Genomic DNA, 14,222 nt, shown 5'->3' with positions numbered 1-14,222 from the left:
ACGTTATTATAGTCAGTAACGATTCGTCAAACAGCACATATACTACTCAACTGCCTGTTTCATAGACATTCTTGGTGGTGCATATAGGCCGCACTGACTCTATTTGCATACTTGATATGCAGTTTTGGCTTGATTCCCCTACCTGCCTAGTTTTTGGTCGTGACGGGAAGCGAACGGACTTCCGCGCCGGCACGACGCCGGATCGGTTCGTTCAGGTTTCGAAATCCCGGGACACGGCTTCCAACGGACGGCGGAATGGAGAGCAGGATGACGACAACCCAAGCAAGCGGCTTTCGAAGAGTGCTGCTGTATACTGCATGTCCGTTGGCGATCATTGCCGGGACGCTTCCGGCGATCGCCCAGACAGGTGATGCGACAACCAAGACGCCCGCACCGGTTCGTCATCATTCGCACAAGACAAGACATGTCAGCGCCACAACCGCGGCCAAAGTGGAAGCACCACCCATCCTGGTTGCAGCGAACGAGCCAGTCCCGGCGGGACGGGGCAGTGCCGGATCGGGCGCCGCAGCTCCGGCGTTCGCGGATGCGGGCGAGAGCGTCATCGTCACCGGCACGCGCAGCCTCAACCGCAAGGCGCGCGACAGCACCAGCCCGATCGACGTCATCAGCGCGACCACCCTGCGTCGGTCCGGCGAACCCAACCTCGCCAGCGCGCTGGTCAAGACCGACCCCTCGATCAACATCAAGGCGGAAGGCTCCGATACCGCAGCACTGACCGCGAACATCGTCCTGCGCGGCCTCAACCCGAACGACACCCTGATCCTGCTCGACGGCAAGCGCCGGCATCCGACCTCGAACATCGCGGCCGATTCAGGACCCGAGCAAGGCTCGACGGCGCCGGACATCAACATGATCCCGTCGTCGGCGATCGACCATATCGAGGTCCTGCGCGATGGCGCGGCGGCGCAGTACGGATCGGACGCCATCGCCGGCGTGGTCAACATCATTACCAAGAAGAGCGATCACGGCTTCAACGCCAGCGCCCAGACCGGGGCGAACGCCGCGAACGGCGACGGCTGGCTCTATCAGCTCGATGCCGATGGCGGCACGTCGTTCGGCCGCGACGGCTACCTGCATATCGGCGGCGGCATGTATCACAAGGACTTCTTCGTCGCGCCCACCGAGGATAATCGTGCGGCCAAGTTCGGCTCGCCACTCAACTCGAATAAAATCCTGGGCGTCCCCGAGGAAACCCGCGAGACGCTGAGCATCGCCGCCGGTGAGACGCTGGTGCCCGACCTGTTCGGTGGCGTGCAGGGCTACGGCCTGATCACCTATGCCCACCGCCACTCCGAGGGCTACGAGAACTGGCGGACCCCGACAGTGCTTCCGCAACTCTATCCGAACGGCTTCTCGCCGCTGGAGACCAACGACGAGAACGATTTCGCCACCACCCTGGGCCTGAAGGCCGAGGACTTCTTCGGTTTCCATGTGGACATCAGCAGCACGTACGGCGACGACGAGACCGACATCGGCAACAAGAACACCGCCAACCCCAACCTCTACAAGACCGGCGCCGAGCCCGGCGATCCGGATTTCGATCTCGGCACCGGCTTCACGCCGACCAAGGTCCTGGCACAGACCCAGCGCACCGCGCAATGGACCAACAACCTCGATTTCACCCAGCCGTTCACCGTGTTCGGCAAGTCGGTCAACCTGGCATTCGGTGCGGAACACCGGCTCGATACCTACCAGCTCGGCGCCGGTAATCCCGCCTCCTGGGAAGTCGGAGGCACCCAGGGTTTCGCCGGCCTGCGCCCGCAGAACGCCGGCAGCTGGAACCGCGACGTCTATGCCGGCTACATCGACCTCGACACCCACCCGCTCAAGCACTGGGACCTCGATTTCGCCGGCCGCTTCGAGCACTACACGGACTCCGGCAATACCGAGAACGGCAAGGTCTCGACCCGCTACGATTTCAGCCGCAGGTTCGCGATCCGCGGCACGATCAGCAACGGCTTCCGGGCGCCGTCACTGGCCGAGGAGCATTTCAGCTCGCTCAATGTCGGGCCGACCAGCGCCAGCGGCGATCTTGCCGTGGACTCCGCCGCCGGCCGTTCGATCGGCGCGTTGCCGCTCAAGCCGGAACGTTCCACCAACGTCAGCGCGGGTTTCGTGGTGGAGCCGATCACCAACCTGAGCATCACCACCGACGTCTACCAGATCAACATCCGCGACCGGATCGTCGGCGCCGGCGGCGTGACGGGCCAGCCAGCGCTCGATGCGATCGAACTGACGGGTGCCACCATTCCGGCCAATGCCCAGGTCGACCAGATCTCGGCGTTCTATTTCGCCAACGGGGTCAGCACCCGCACCCAGGGCCTCAACGTCGCCGCCAACTATTTTTCCGACTTCCGCCAGTACGGCACCGTCAACTGGACCGCCGGCATCGATCTCAACCGGACCCGCCTGCATCATGTCGGCACCGACGGTCTCGGCAACCCGTTCCTGACCGCCCAGGGTGCGGGCTACGTCACCACCGCGACGCCGCGCAGCAAGATCATCCTCAATGCGTTCTGGAAGATCGGGAAGGTGGACGTCAACGTCCGCGAGACACGCTGGGGCCAGACCACCAACCTGCTCGGCTACCAGGACCAGGCGCCGGCCGACCTCGCCTTCTCCGGCACGCAGTTCCTGGAGTTCAAGAGCACGCCGGTGTGGCTGACCGATCTCGAGATCGGCTACCAGATCCAGAAGCACTGGCACGCGACGCTCGGCGCCAACAATTTGTTCAACATGCGTCCGCGCCAGACCCCGGCCTCGACCGCCTACGCGAACGTCAGCCACTACGACCAGACCGCCTCGCAGATCCCGCTCTCGGGCGGCTTCTACTACGGACGCGTCAACTACGCGTTCTGACCGGCGTATCCGCGTCGATCATGGCTCGCTGCGCATAGCGGCGGGCCAGTACCGCGCACACGAACAGCTGCAGCTGGTGGAATATCATCAGCGGCAGCACGATCTGCCCGACCATGGCACTGGGAAACAGCACGTTGGCCATCGGCACGCCGGTGGCCAACGTCTTTTTCGAGCCGCAGAACACGATCGCGATCTCGTCCTCGTGCGCGAAGCCCAGTGCCCGCGCGCCGTATCGCGTCACCAGCAGGATCACCCCGAGCAGCAGCGCATCCACCAGCAGCACCAGCCCGAGTTGTTCCAGCGGCACCTTCTGCCAGAGCCCCTGCACCACCGCCTCGCTGAACGCCGTATAGACGACGATGAGGATCGAGCCGCGATCGGTGAAGCCGAGCAGCCGCTTGTTCCGCCGCGCCCAGCCGCCGATCCACGGCTGCAGCAGCTGGCCGGCCACGAAGGGCAGCAGCAGTTGCAGGACGATATCGAGCACGCCCCGGCCGGAAACCTGGGCATGGGCGTGGATCCCGCCCGCCAGGACCAGCCCGGTCAGGAGCGGGGTGATCACGATGCCGAGCAGGTTCGACGCGGTGGCAGCACACACCGCCGCCGGGATGTTGCCCCGCGCGATCGAGGTGAACGCGATCGACGACTGGACCGTGGAGGGCAGCACGCACACGAACAGCACGCCGAGCCAGAGCGTCGGCGTCAGCAATCCGGGCGCCAGGGCGTGCAGGGCCAGGCCGAGCAGCGGGAACAGCACGAAGGTGCAGCACAGGATGGCCAGGTGCAGCCGCCAGTGTCCCAGCCCGGTCAGGATCGCCGCTCGCGACAGCCGGGCGCCCTGCATGAAGAACATCAGCGCGATGACCGCGATGGTCAGGCCATGGAACACCGGCACTGCCGCCCCGTGGCACGGGACGAACGAGGCCAGCAGCACCGTGACGATCAAGGCGAGCAGGAACGGGTCTGGCTTCAGCATCGTTCATCCCCACCGTGGCGAGTTGCCACCGTGTGGAGGCTGGGCCACCCTTAGTCCCCGATGATCAACGATGCCACACCAGCCCTCGCCGCGATCCTTGTGCCTGCCCTGGCCGCCTGGGTCGCCATCGCCGCGCCAACTCCGGCTCGGGCGGCCGATCTCGACCTGCCGGGGGGATGTGCCATCGCCGGCAGTGCCAACCTGCATGAGACTGGCGGTGGCTTCGAGGCAGGCCGGCTCGAGGTGACGATCCCGGGCACCGGCTCGCCGACCCCGCCATCCCTGCACGCCGCGCGCCTGCGGGCCGACGCCAAGGGTGCCGCCTCGGTCGGGCCGGCGCAACTCGAGCAGGCCTCGACCGCCGCCGCCGCCGCGTTGCTGACCGCGCTATCCTCCCAACATTCGGGCGCCTGCCCGGATGCGGTACTGCAGACGGCGATGCGGCCGCTCGCGCATGGCGTCCAGACCGGTGGCGGCTACGACTTCACCTGGACCGACGTATCGGTCCGTGCCGGCACTACCAGGTTCGGCGCGCATCGCCTGGCGCTGCACGTGGCCGGCGACGGACGCACGGCGCACCTGACCGGGATGCTTGACGGCGCCGTGTCGAACGACCGCGCCGCCGGGCTGTTTCCGGAATCGCTCGATGTGCGCGTGGCCCTGCCCGCCAGCGAACTGCCGGCGCTGCTGTCGGCCACCGGCGGCCACGGCGCCCCGGTCGACGTGACGATCGAGCAGGCGGTCGCCCGTCGTGGCGCCACGACCCTGTCGGGGCACGGCCGGGCCAGCATCGCCAGCACGCCGGATGCCGGCACCGGCGTGGGCCACCTGACCGCGCAAGGCTTCGATGCGCTGATCGAGGCCGCGAACGCGCCCGGGCTGGAGCGCCTGCGCACGGGGTTGTTCCTCGCGAAACTGGTGGCCCACCGCCAGGGCGATCAGTCCGACTGGGACCTCGCCTGGCAACAGGGCACGCTGATGGTCAACAACGTTCCGTTGCCATTACGTTAGAAGGCCTGTTAACAGGACCAGATGCGCCTGACGATAAACCGCCCGTTACTGCAGCCCCTGGTTCTGCTGTTCTTGATGCTGTCATTGCCTCTGGGCATATTCCTGGCAGCCCTCACCCCTCTGGGACAGATACCAGACGAACCGCCGCACGTGATGAAGGCCGACTCACTGCTGCACGGTGAACTGATCGGACATCGCGAAACACAAATCCGACCGGACGGAAGGCGCATTCTACGTGAAGGAGTAATAGGAGATAGCGCGTTGCTGGACGTCATCATCTCGCAGATCCGCGTGAATGATCTGACGCCTAGTCATATGAGCGGAGCCGCTCTGGAAGAGTCGAGACGGGTTAGGTTTGGCGGACGGCATGCTTTCTATGAGATCGGCACGATTGCCAGCTATTTTCCGATTTTCTATATCCCGGCCGCAGTCGCGATAGGGATCTGCAAGTTGTGTGGCTTTGGTGCATATGCGGCGTTCATGGCTGCTCGCCTCATCAATCTGGTTCTCACGCTCTGTATGGGGGCGGCCGCATTGTCTTTGGCGACGCGCGGCAGAGCGCTTTTGTTTGCAACCCTTCTGCTACCCACGACCTTGTCCTTGGCCGCGTCAGTTAACCAGGACGGGCTGTTGATCGGCGCAGCAGTACTTGCCGTCGCTTTCGCTAGTCGTCTCCGCCTAGACCAGCCTCCCGCTGCATCGCCATCCTATTGGGCGGTGGCAATTCTGGTCGCCTGCATCAGCTTGGCTAAACCCCCTTATCTCCCACTTGTCATTCTGTTGTTCCTACCGCTGAAACTATCACGACGCAGCCCGCTACCAGCATGGTTCGGTATCAGGTTAGGCACAGTTGCCTTGATTCTGGCATGCACTATCGGCTGGACGTGGCTTAACGTCCACTACGCGGCAGCACCGGTGATACGGGCGCCAGAAGAGGCTGGTCCGCTTTGGCCGGGCAATCGCCCGGCGATCTTCGATCGCACTGACATGGGAGCGCAGTTGTCGGTATTGCTGGCGCGACCCTGGCTCTTCATTAGCCTTCCGATTCACTCGATGTTTATGAATCGAGATGTCTTTACGCAGCTCTTGGGTGTACTTGGTTGGCTTAACCTAGTATTGCCGACCACGCTAATGACGCTCTGGGTGGTGGCACTCGGCGCTTCGTGTCTCGCCGGGACGTTAGCTGGGGCATCAAACACGGACGGAAGCCAGCCTCAAGAAACGCTTGCTTTGCTTGCAGCAGTCTTCATAACGATCCTCTTAATTTACATTTCGCAATATCTCAGCTTCACACCGGTCGGGTATGATTGGATCAGCGGACCGCAAGGTCGGTATCTAGTCCCGTTAATTCCACTGGTGGCACTCGCGCTTCCGCGGTTCGGACCACGCGATGCTGGCCAGCCAGGTATTCTGCTCATTCCTACGGCTGTTGCTGGGCTCGCAGGTTTATATTTGATACCTGTAGCTATAGTGACGTTTTTCTATCATGGACAGTAGAAGATACGTCAGGATAATGCGTACACGTTGAGGACAGAAGCAGAGATCGGGGCCAGGCTCGTGTGAGCAGCCCGACCGTGTCATCATCAACGAGCAGCAACTTTGAAGTCAGACTGTTCTGACGGCATACGGTGGATCGAAACATGTCAGAGACGATGTTACAGACTGCCGTAAGCCTACCTCTAAATGCTGATTTACAAAGATTCATCCTTGATAAGCACGAAGATCGAGATCTCGTCGCTTGTCAGATCGGCCTCGATGGCTGGCAGGCGTTCGAACGTCCGCTGCCTGACTATATTTTCAAGGTATGTCGCGCTTCGCCGGGGCTGGTGATAGACGTCGGTGCGAATACCGGATTCTATTCCCTTGCTGGCAGCTTCGGCTTCTTTGCGGGTCAAGGACCTAGCATTCGAGCCTGTAGCATCGATTTCTGTCATGCTCCACGATAATATCCGTCGAAACAAGCTTGAGAAACGCATAAGGCCAATCACGTGTGCGCTTAGCAACTCGAACGGATATTCTAACCTCTACATGCTAACTCAGGAGCACGGTCTGGTAGAAACCAGTGCCTCGCTGGAGGCGAGTTTCAAGTCCAATCACTCATCAAGCAATCCGGTTCTTGTCAGAACGTTGGACCGGGCGATGCTGCACCTTGCGCCGTTTGTAAGGCAACTATCGCTGATCAAGGTTGATGTGGAGGGCCATGAAACAGCGTTACTGGCGGGCACAACATGGACAACCCGCCGCTACCGGCCGATCATTTTCATCGAAATCCTGCCAAACGCGGATATTGAAAGCTTGAACCAGTTGGTTAGGCTTAATCGTTACACAGACGTCCGCCCCATGGCCGGAGGCACACCCGTTATCGGATCAGATGTCGTGTATCATCCCGAGAGTTGGAATCACGCCTTCGTATCTACGGAGCGCCTGTCATGGTTTACAAAACTTCAATGAGCCTATGGATGCAGATCTCCCTTGTAAAATCTGACAGAAAGATTTGCTCCCAAGTAGCTAACTCGGGGACGCGATGCAGCAACGTTACTTGGAAGTGCGTGGGGCTTCCAGCGTCATCGTCCAACCATCCGGCCATAGTTCTATAAAACGCGTCGGGTCACTCTGCCATTTGCTGATCTCGGATCGCCACGACGGGCCGTTGCTGATCAGAGGCCACGTCCAGAAGAAATTGGTCGCACCAACTACGATGAGCCAAAGCACTGCGACCCGAGCGATGCCTGCAAGCTTGGCATTGCCAGTTGCCGCAAACGCAAGGAACGCCAGGCTAAAAAGTGCCTGCGGCACGAACACGTAGCGCTCTCCAAAATGCACGTCGATAAGTGCAATCGTCCCGCCGATCGCACCGAAGTAAGACGCCAACGCCGTGAAGCCGCCGGCTGCCAGTAGCCAGAATGCTGGACGGGTTCTACGGGTACCGAGTGTGGCGATGGAGAACGGCACGAACAACAACAACGGCAATAGCACCGCAAGCCACGGAAGATGACCGCTGGACAAGCTTGCTCGCACGACCCCGGCGACTGTTTCGGCCTGCGGAAGACCGAGAAACGGAACCGCCAAATGCCGAATTGCAAAGACACAGAGCAACGATACGGGCTCCAGCTTATAGCCTCTACCAGGAATCGCATGGAAGAACAGAAGCAACTGGATAACGCTACCAACCGAAAGGACGAACGCTTGGATCAGGCGCGACCCCGACTGATCGAGTATGGCGCGCATGAAAAATAGCGGCACCAGTACAATCGCGCCGGGGCCGCAAAGGGGCGCTAACAGAAGGATCCCCGCCTGCCCAAAACCTCGTCTCGATAACGGCATCCGTCCGGAATCGGTTTCTAACGTTAAGATGATGGCACAACTAAGCGTCAGCTCGAACTGACTGTGGAGAGTTTGTAGCCAGATTTCCTCCGAAGCTGGAACCAACAGTAATAACAGTAAACCACAAAGCCTTATCCTTCCTTCTTGCAACCAAGAGTCGCGAGCGGTCAGCAGCAGCAGCGGCGGCATTAGCTGGAACACTAACGCGACAGCTATTGTAAGATAAGGAGCTAGACGCAGAGGCATCAGCCAGCGAGCCGCCAGCGTCGCGGCGTTGGCCACCAAGTTCAGGTATCCTCCTACCGGCTCCAGCAGCGCTTGAAGCGGTGGCATTACCCACGCATTGTGGAAAAAGAATTTTCCTTCCTCCGCCCAGAACCGGCCTTTCAGAACGATTTCTGGCATGCGAATACATACAAAGAATGCGAACACCGTCAGCAGGATAATGCGAAGCGCCCAGACGCGACGATTGGGAGACGTCAAAGGTGTCATAGGATAACGTGCCGTTGAGTATCTGGCTCCTGTGCCGCCCGGGGAACAGTCGGCAATTGCATGATCCTAGCGATGATCCGTCCTAGCCGCAGCGTCAGGAGCGCGGTTGCAGCAATCGCCAGGGCAAGCAGGATCCACCGAAGTGGCTGGGCTTGGCGGGTCGAGAGCGCGCTCAGGCCAGCTCCCGCAAGTTTTCCAAGCACTACATAGCCAAGCAGCGCTGGAAGCGAGGCCAGTGTGCCGATCATGTATTGCCGCATACGGAGCGATGTCAGGCCGAGCGCATAACTGGTGACGGCGAATGGCATGATGGGCGAAATACGCAGCAGGCACACCAGGCGCCAGCCGTCCTGCGCCACCGCATCGTCGAGCCGGCCGATCCGCGGCCAGCGCAGCAACGTCCGGGCGATGAATGGCCGGAACAGCGACCGCGTCAGCATGAACGCGAGTGCCGCGCCGATCAGCGTCGCCACGCCTGACAGCAGGAAGCCGGGCACGATCCCGTAGAGCATTCCGGCAGCGAGTGCGCCGACGGACGCCGGCAGTATCCCGCACAAGGCGATCAGGATCTGGATCAACGCGGCCAGCAACCACCCGACAGCGCCGAAGCTGCGACCCATCTCGATCATCGTGCTCAGGCCGTGGGCGAACCGATGCGGCCAGACCCGTATTCCAACGATCCCGGCCACGACCACCAGGAGAAGGACTACTGCCAAGGCGACGCGTATTGCGAATGCTCCGGACGACCGGGCGGTTGAATCGGTCCGGATGGCTGGGCTGTTCACCGGCTCAGTCCGGGACGGCATCGAACAACCGGTCATGCCGAAGCTTCATGTGATGCAGACGGTATTGTGCGGACGTCCGGAGCACGCCGAGCCCATAGACCACGCTGCGCTTCAGGTTGATCGACGAAGCCTCCGCGAAGTAATGCGTGGGGCAGGAAATCTCGCCGATCCGAAACCCGTGATGCAGCGCCTGCGCCAGCATCTGGTTGTCGAACACGAAATCATCGGAGCAGCGATCGAGCGGCAGACGTTCCAGAACCTGTCTGGTCCAGGCCCGATAGCCGCTGTGATACTCCGATAGCTTTGCCTGCATGAGGATGTTCTGGACCAGGGTCAGACCGCGGTTCGCCACGTACTTGTAGCGCGGCATGCCGCCGGCGATCGCCCCACGTCCAAGGATCCGCGAGGCAAGGACGGCATCGTATTGGTCGGACACCAGCATGGCGGCCATCGCCGCGATGAGTTTCGGCGTATACTGGTAATCGGGGTGCAGCATCACGACGATGTCGGCACCGCGCTCCAATGCTGCAGCGTAACAGGTTTTCTGGTTGCCACCGTAGCCGCGGTTCCGGTCGTGGCGGATCGTGTGCAAACCGAGCGACCGGGCCAGCTCCACGGTGCCATCCCGGCTGGCATCGTCGGTCAGGATGATGTCGTCGACGATATCCCTGGGGATCTCACGGCAAGTCTGCTCCAGCGTCCTCGCCGCGTTGTAGGCGGGCAGGACAACGACGACGCGACGGTTCTGGAGCACACACAAATCCCACATGGAAGCGATACGGGCGTTATAGCGCAGCCCGGCCGTGCTAGACCATCACCGTAACGACCGGAACGGGAACGGTCAGGCGGCCTTCGCCTGGTCCGCCAGCCGGTTCAGGTTGCCGACCACGTCGCGGGCCAGCTTGATCCGTGCGGCCGTGGTCATCTCGCGTGCGATCGCCAGCTTGTGGTCCGGGCGGAGGCGCATGTCACTGCCCTTGGCGCCGATCCAGGCAACCAGCCCGGCCGGGTTGCTGAAGTTGTTGCCGCGGAACTGCACCACCATGCCTTTCGGCCCGGCCTCCAGCTTCTCGACGCCCGCCATCCGGCACATCCGCTTCAGCGTCACCACCTGCAGCAGGTTCTCGACCTCGTCGGGAAGCTTGCCGAAACGATCGACGAGTTCGGCGGCCATCGCCTCGGTCTCGGCGTCGCCGGGCAGGCTGCCGATCCGGCGATAGAGGCCCAGCCTGACCGGCAGGTCCGGCACGTAGGTTTCGGGGATCAGCACCGGCAATCCGAGCACGATGTTGGGTGTCCAGTCGCGATCCTCGGCCTTGCGCTTGCCCTTCTCGCGCCGCAGGTCCGACACCGCATCCTCGAGCATCTGCTGGTACAGCTCGATGCCGACCTCGCGGATGTGCCCGGTCTGCTCGTCGCCGAGCAGATTGCCGGCGCCGCGAAGATCCAGGTCGTGACTGGCGAGAGTGAAACCGGCGCCGAGCTGGTCGAGCGTCTGCATCACCTCGAGGCGCTTCTCGGCCGAAGCCGACAGGCGATGCTGCTGCGGCCAGGTGAGATAGGCGTAGCCGCGCTGCTTGCCGCGCCCGACCCGTCCGCGCAGCTGGTAGAGCTGCCCAAGCCCGAACAGGTCGGCACGATGGATCACCAGCGTGTTCACCGCCGGCATGTCGAGCCCGCTCTCGACGATGTTGGTGGAGAGCAGGATGTCGTACTTGCCGTCGCCGAACTCGGTCATCACCCGTTCGAGCTCGGTCGGCGCCAATCGTCCATGCGCCTGCACCAGCTTGGCGTCCGGCACGATCTCATGCAGGCGCGCGGCCATGCGATCGAGATCCTCGATGCGTGGCACCACGCAGAAGACCTGGCCGCCACGGAACCGCTCGCGCTGCAACGCCTCGCGGATCACCACGGAGTCGAACGGCATGATGAAGGTGCGCACCGCCAGCCGGTCGGTCGGCGGGGTGGCGATCAGGCTCATTTCCCGCACGCCGGTCAGTGCCAGCTGCAGCGTGCGCGGGATCGGCGTCGCGGACAGCGTCAGCACGTGCACGTCCTCGCGCAGCGCCTTCAGCTTCTCCTTGTGCGAGACGCCGAAATGCTGCTCCTCGTCGACGATCAGCAGGCCGAGATCGGCGAACTCGATGCCCTTGGCGAGCAGGGCATGCGTGCCGATCACGATGTTCACGGTGCCATCGGTCACGCCGCGCTTCACGGCGGCGGCGTCCTTGGCATTGACCATGCGCGACAGCTGTTCAACGCGGACCGGCAGGCCTGCGAAGCGTGCGGTGAAGGTGCGATGATGCTGGCGGGCCAGCAGGGTGGTCGGAACCACCACCGCGACCTGCGAGCCGGACATCGCCGCCACGAAGGCGGCCCGGAGCGCCACCTCGGTCTTCCCAAAGCCGACATCGCCGCAGATCAGCCGGTCCATGGGACGTCCGGCCGCCAGATCCTCGAGCACGTCGGCGATCGCCCGCGCCTGGTCCTCGGTCTCCACGAACGGGAAGCGCGAGCAGAACTCGTCCCACTCCCCTTCCGCCGGCGCCAGGCTCGGCGCATCGCGCAGCTGGCGGGCCGCGGCGGTCCGGATCAGCTCGCCCGCCATGTCGCGGATGCGCTGCTTCATCTTGGACTTGCGCGACTGCCAGGAGGCACCGCCGAGCTTGTCGAGGGCCACGCCGTTCTGCTCGGAGCCGAACCGGCTCAGCAGCTCGATATTCTCGACCGGCAGGAACAGCTTCTCGTTGCCGTCATAGATCAATCGCAGGCAGTCGTGCGGGGCGGTGCCGATCACGCTCTGGCTGCCGGCGCGAACGATGCCGATAGTCTCCAGCCCGTCATAGCGGCCGATGCCGTAATCCTGGTGCACCACGAGGTCGCCCTCGGCGATCTCGGTGGCCTCGGCGATGAACTGGTCGGCGCGCTTGCGGCGGCGTGGCGGACGCGAGATCCGCTCGCCGAGCAGATCCTGCTCGGACACCAGCGCCATGTCCTCGGCGACGAAGCCGCGTTCCAGGCCGAGCGTCAGCAGGCCGATCCGGCCCGGCTTCAGCTTGGCGGTGGAGGCCCAGTCGTTGATCGCCTCGACATCCAGGCCGGCCTCGCGCAGCAGCGTGCCGATGCGCTCGCGGGAGCCACGGGTCCAGGCGGTGACGAAGCAGCGCCGCTTCTGGCCCTTGGCCCATTTCCCGACCTGGTCGCCCAGCATCTGGAATACGGTCTCGCGGCTGCCGGCCGGCAGGCTGCGCGCGAACATGATGCCGGGACGCCCGCCCGCCTCGAAGCCGCCGGCGCCGTCGGGCTTCGCGAACGGACTGAACGACAGCACCGGCAGGTGCGCCAGCATGGCGTCCCAGGCGGCGCGATCCAGATAGAGCAGCTCGGGCGGCAGCGCCCGGTACGGCACCTCGCCGTCGCGGGTCGGCATCGCCCGTGCGTCGGCATGGTCGGCGATCATCTCGAGCCGGCCGGACAAAACCTCGTCGACCTGATGGTCCATGCTCAGCGACACGCCGGGCAGGTAGTCGATCAGCGTCTCGATCTGCTCGTGGAACAGCGGCATCCAGTGCTCGACGCCGGAATGCCGGCGCGCGTCGGACACGCTGTGATAGATCGGATCGTTGGCGGCTTCCGGCCCGAACTGCTCGCGCCAGCCGGTGCGGAACCGCGATACGCTGTCGGCATCGAACGAGATCTCGGACACCGGCCGCAGCACCAGCCGGTCGAGCTTGTCGGTCGAGCGCTGGGTGGCCGGATCGAAACGCCGGATGTTCTCGACCTCGTCCCCGAACAAATCGAGGCGGATCGGGTCGGGCTCGCCGGACGGAAAGATGTCGACGATGCCGCCGCGCGTGGCGAACTCGCCGGGCTCCATCACCGTGTCGGTGCGGTTGTAGCCGTTGGCGACCAGCACCTCGATCAGGAAGGCGACGTCCAGGCTCTCGCCCGAGTTCACGCTCAGCGACTGCCCCGCGAACGCCTTGCGCGGCGGCACCCGCTGCACCAGCGCATTGACCGTGGTCAGCACGATGCGCGGCGAGGTGGTCGGCTCCAGCAGGCGCGTCAGCGTCGCGACCCGCTCGGACACGATCGCCGGGTTGGGCGAGACGCGGTCGTACGGCAGGCAGTCCCAGGCCGGGAACCTCAGGATTTCCGCTTCCGGCCGGACATAGGCCAGCAGGTCGGCCAGCCGGGCCAGGTTGGTGTCGTCGCGCGCGACATGCAGCAACGGTCCGTCATGCTCGCCGCCGAACTGCGTCTGCCGGCGTGCGAGCAATATCGCGTCGTAGCCCTCGGGCACACCCCAGATGGTCGTCGTCGCGTCGACCGCGCCGCCGCCATCCGCGCTCAACGCTTCAACCCGGACAGGGACCGCGTCCGTGCCGCCGCCTCGACCGCCCGGAGCATCGGCGTATCGCATTCGGGCGGGATCGGCAGGCGTCCCATCAGCCAGTCGGCCAGGTCGACATCGGGCAGTTCCATCAGTTCCTCGAGCGCGTCGAGCTCGGCATCGTCGAAGCCGGCGATCCGCGGCGTTACGAAGCCACCGATCAGCACGTCGGTCTCGTGGGTGCCGCGATGGGTCGCGCGGAACAGGATGCGCCGCCGTCTCGAATCGAGAAGCGGCGGCGAGGACGGATCGGGATCCGGGACGGACTCGGGGGGACTGGCGTATGGTTGCATGGCGCGGGTTGTCATATAGCGGCGCACCCGGGCCCTGTCAGCCCGTCGGCCCGAAAGGCTTCTGAATC

General features: G+C 63.5%; 11 protein-coding genes. 4 read left to right on the top strand and 7 right to left on the bottom strand.

Annotation, left to right across the window (positions count from 1 at the left end; translation table 11 throughout):
- Window positions 1–267 precede the first annotated feature (267 nt).
- Complete coding sequence (locus HN018_RS08885) at window positions 268–2,880, top strand: TonB-dependent receptor plug domain-containing protein (protein ID WP_204259707.1); 2,613 nt, start codon at window positions 268–270, stop codon at window positions 2,878–2,880.
- On the opposite strand, the gene HN018_RS08880 is transcribed toward HN018_RS08885, so the two are convergent.
- Entirely contained in the window at window positions 2,864–3,856 is a 993-nt protein-coding gene (locus HN018_RS08880) for a bile acid:sodium symporter family protein (RefSeq protein WP_171835899.1), read from the bottom strand. The two genes, HN018_RS08885 and HN018_RS08880, sit on opposite strands and share 17 nt — an antisense overlap.
- Before the next feature lie 60 nt (window positions 3,857–3,916).
- On the opposite strand from HN018_RS08880, the gene HN018_RS08875 reads away from it, so the two are divergent.
- Both HN018_RS08875 and HN018_RS08870 read left to right on the top strand, forming a co-directional pair.
- Complete coding sequence (locus HN018_RS08875) at window positions 3,917–4,867, top strand: hypothetical protein (protein WP_171835900.1); 951 nt, start codon at window positions 3,917–3,919, stop codon at window positions 4,865–4,867.
- Window positions 4,868–4,888: 21 nt separating this feature from the next.
- On the top strand, window positions 4,889–6,364 hold the full coding sequence (locus HN018_RS08870; protein ID WP_171835901.1) for a DUF2142 domain-containing protein: 1,476 nt from the start codon (window positions 4,889–4,891) through the stop codon (window positions 6,362–6,364).
- Between the two features lie 194 nt (window positions 6,365–6,558).
- Here HN018_RS08870 and HN018_RS08865 read toward each other — a convergent pair whose 3' ends face one another.
- A complete protein-coding gene (locus tag HN018_RS08865) occupies window positions 6,559–6,801 on the bottom strand; it encodes a hypothetical protein (protein ID WP_171835856.1) in 243 nt (80 codons plus the stop codon).
- Between HN018_RS08865 and HN018_RS08860 the strand changes: the two genes are divergently transcribed.
- Entirely contained in the window at window positions 6,800–7,318 is a 519-nt protein-coding gene (locus tag HN018_RS08860; RefSeq protein ID WP_239479153.1) for an FkbM family methyltransferase, read from the top strand. The genes HN018_RS08865 and HN018_RS08860 overlap by 2 nt on opposite strands.
- A gap of 84 nt (window positions 7,319–7,402) precedes the next feature.
- On the opposite strand, the gene HN018_RS08855 is transcribed toward HN018_RS08860, so the two are convergent.
- From HN018_RS08855 to HN018_RS08835, 5 genes are all read right to left on the bottom strand, one after another.
- Window positions 7,403–8,683: a hypothetical protein gene (locus HN018_RS08855; RefSeq protein WP_171835903.1), complete on the bottom strand. Its 1,281-nt coding sequence runs from the start codon at window positions 8,681–8,683 to the stop codon at window positions 7,403–7,405.
- Window positions 8,680–9,468, bottom strand: a complete 789-nt coding sequence (locus HN018_RS08850; protein ID WP_171835904.1) for a TVP38/TMEM64 family protein — start codon at window positions 9,466–9,468, stop codon at window positions 8,680–8,682. The genes HN018_RS08855 and HN018_RS08850 overlap by 4 nt, the downstream gene beginning before the upstream one ends.
- Window positions 9,469–9,472: 4 nt before the next feature.
- On the bottom strand, window positions 9,473–10,222 hold the full coding sequence (locus HN018_RS08845) for a glycosyltransferase family 2 protein (protein WP_171835905.1): 750 nt from the start codon (window positions 10,220–10,222) through the stop codon (window positions 9,473–9,475).
- Window positions 10,223–10,309: 87 nt separating this feature from the next.
- Window positions 10,310–13,822 carry a transcription-repair coupling factor gene (mfd, locus tag HN018_RS08840; protein WP_239479151.1) on the bottom strand — a complete coding sequence of 1,171 codons (3,513 nt, stop codon included), beginning with the start codon at window positions 13,820–13,822 and terminating at the stop codon, window positions 10,310–10,312.
- The gene (locus HN018_RS08835) at window positions 13,819–14,169 is read right to left on the bottom strand and encodes an FAD assembly factor SdhE (protein WP_408886769.1); all 351 of its coding nucleotides are present in this window, start codon (window positions 14,167–14,169) and stop codon (window positions 13,819–13,821) included. The genes mfd and HN018_RS08835 overlap by 4 nt, the downstream gene beginning before the upstream one ends.
- Window positions 14,170–14,222 lie beyond the last annotated feature (53 nt).

Origin of the sequence: Lichenicola cladoniae, assembly GCF_013201075.1 — a bacterium.
Classification (GTDB): Bacteria; Pseudomonadota; Alphaproteobacteria; order Acetobacterales; family Acetobacteraceae; genus Lichenicola; species Lichenicola cladoniae.
The sequence above is the reverse complement of the archived record's forward strand: the minus strand, read 5'-3'. Positions and strand labels throughout refer to the sequence as shown.

What these genes read in the sequence shown, in the direction of transcription:
- HN018_RS08885 (WP_204259707.1), top strand. Translation starts at nt 268, where the DNA reads ATGACGACAACCCAAGCAAGCGGCTTTCGAAGAGTGCTGCTGTATACT.
- HN018_RS08880 (WP_171835899.1), bottom strand. Translation starts at nt 3,856, where the DNA reads ATGCTGAAGCCAGACCCGTTCCTGCTCGCCTTGATCGTCACGGTGCTG.
- HN018_RS08875 (WP_171835900.1), top strand. Translation starts at nt 3,917, where the DNA reads ATGATCAACGATGCCACACCAGCCCTCGCCGCGATCCTTGTGCCTGCC.
- HN018_RS08870 (WP_171835901.1), top strand. Translation starts at nt 4,889, where the DNA reads ATGCGCCTGACGATAAACCGCCCGTTACTGCAGCCCCTGGTTCTGCTG.
- HN018_RS08860 (WP_239479153.1), top strand. Translation starts at nt 6,800, where the DNA reads ATGCTCCACGATAATATCCGTCGAAACAAGCTTGAGAAACGCATAAGG.
- HN018_RS08865 (WP_171835856.1), bottom strand. Translation starts at nt 6,801, where the DNA reads ATGACAGAAATCGATGCTACAGGCTCGAATGCTAGGTCCTTGACCCGC.
- HN018_RS08855 (WP_171835903.1), bottom strand. Translation starts at nt 8,683, where the DNA reads ATGACACCTTTGACGTCTCCCAATCGTCGCGTCTGGGCGCTTCGCATT.
- HN018_RS08835 (WP_408886769.1), bottom strand. Translation starts at nt 14,169, where the DNA reads ATGACAACCCGCGCCATGCAACCATACGCCAGTCCCCCCGAGTCCGTC.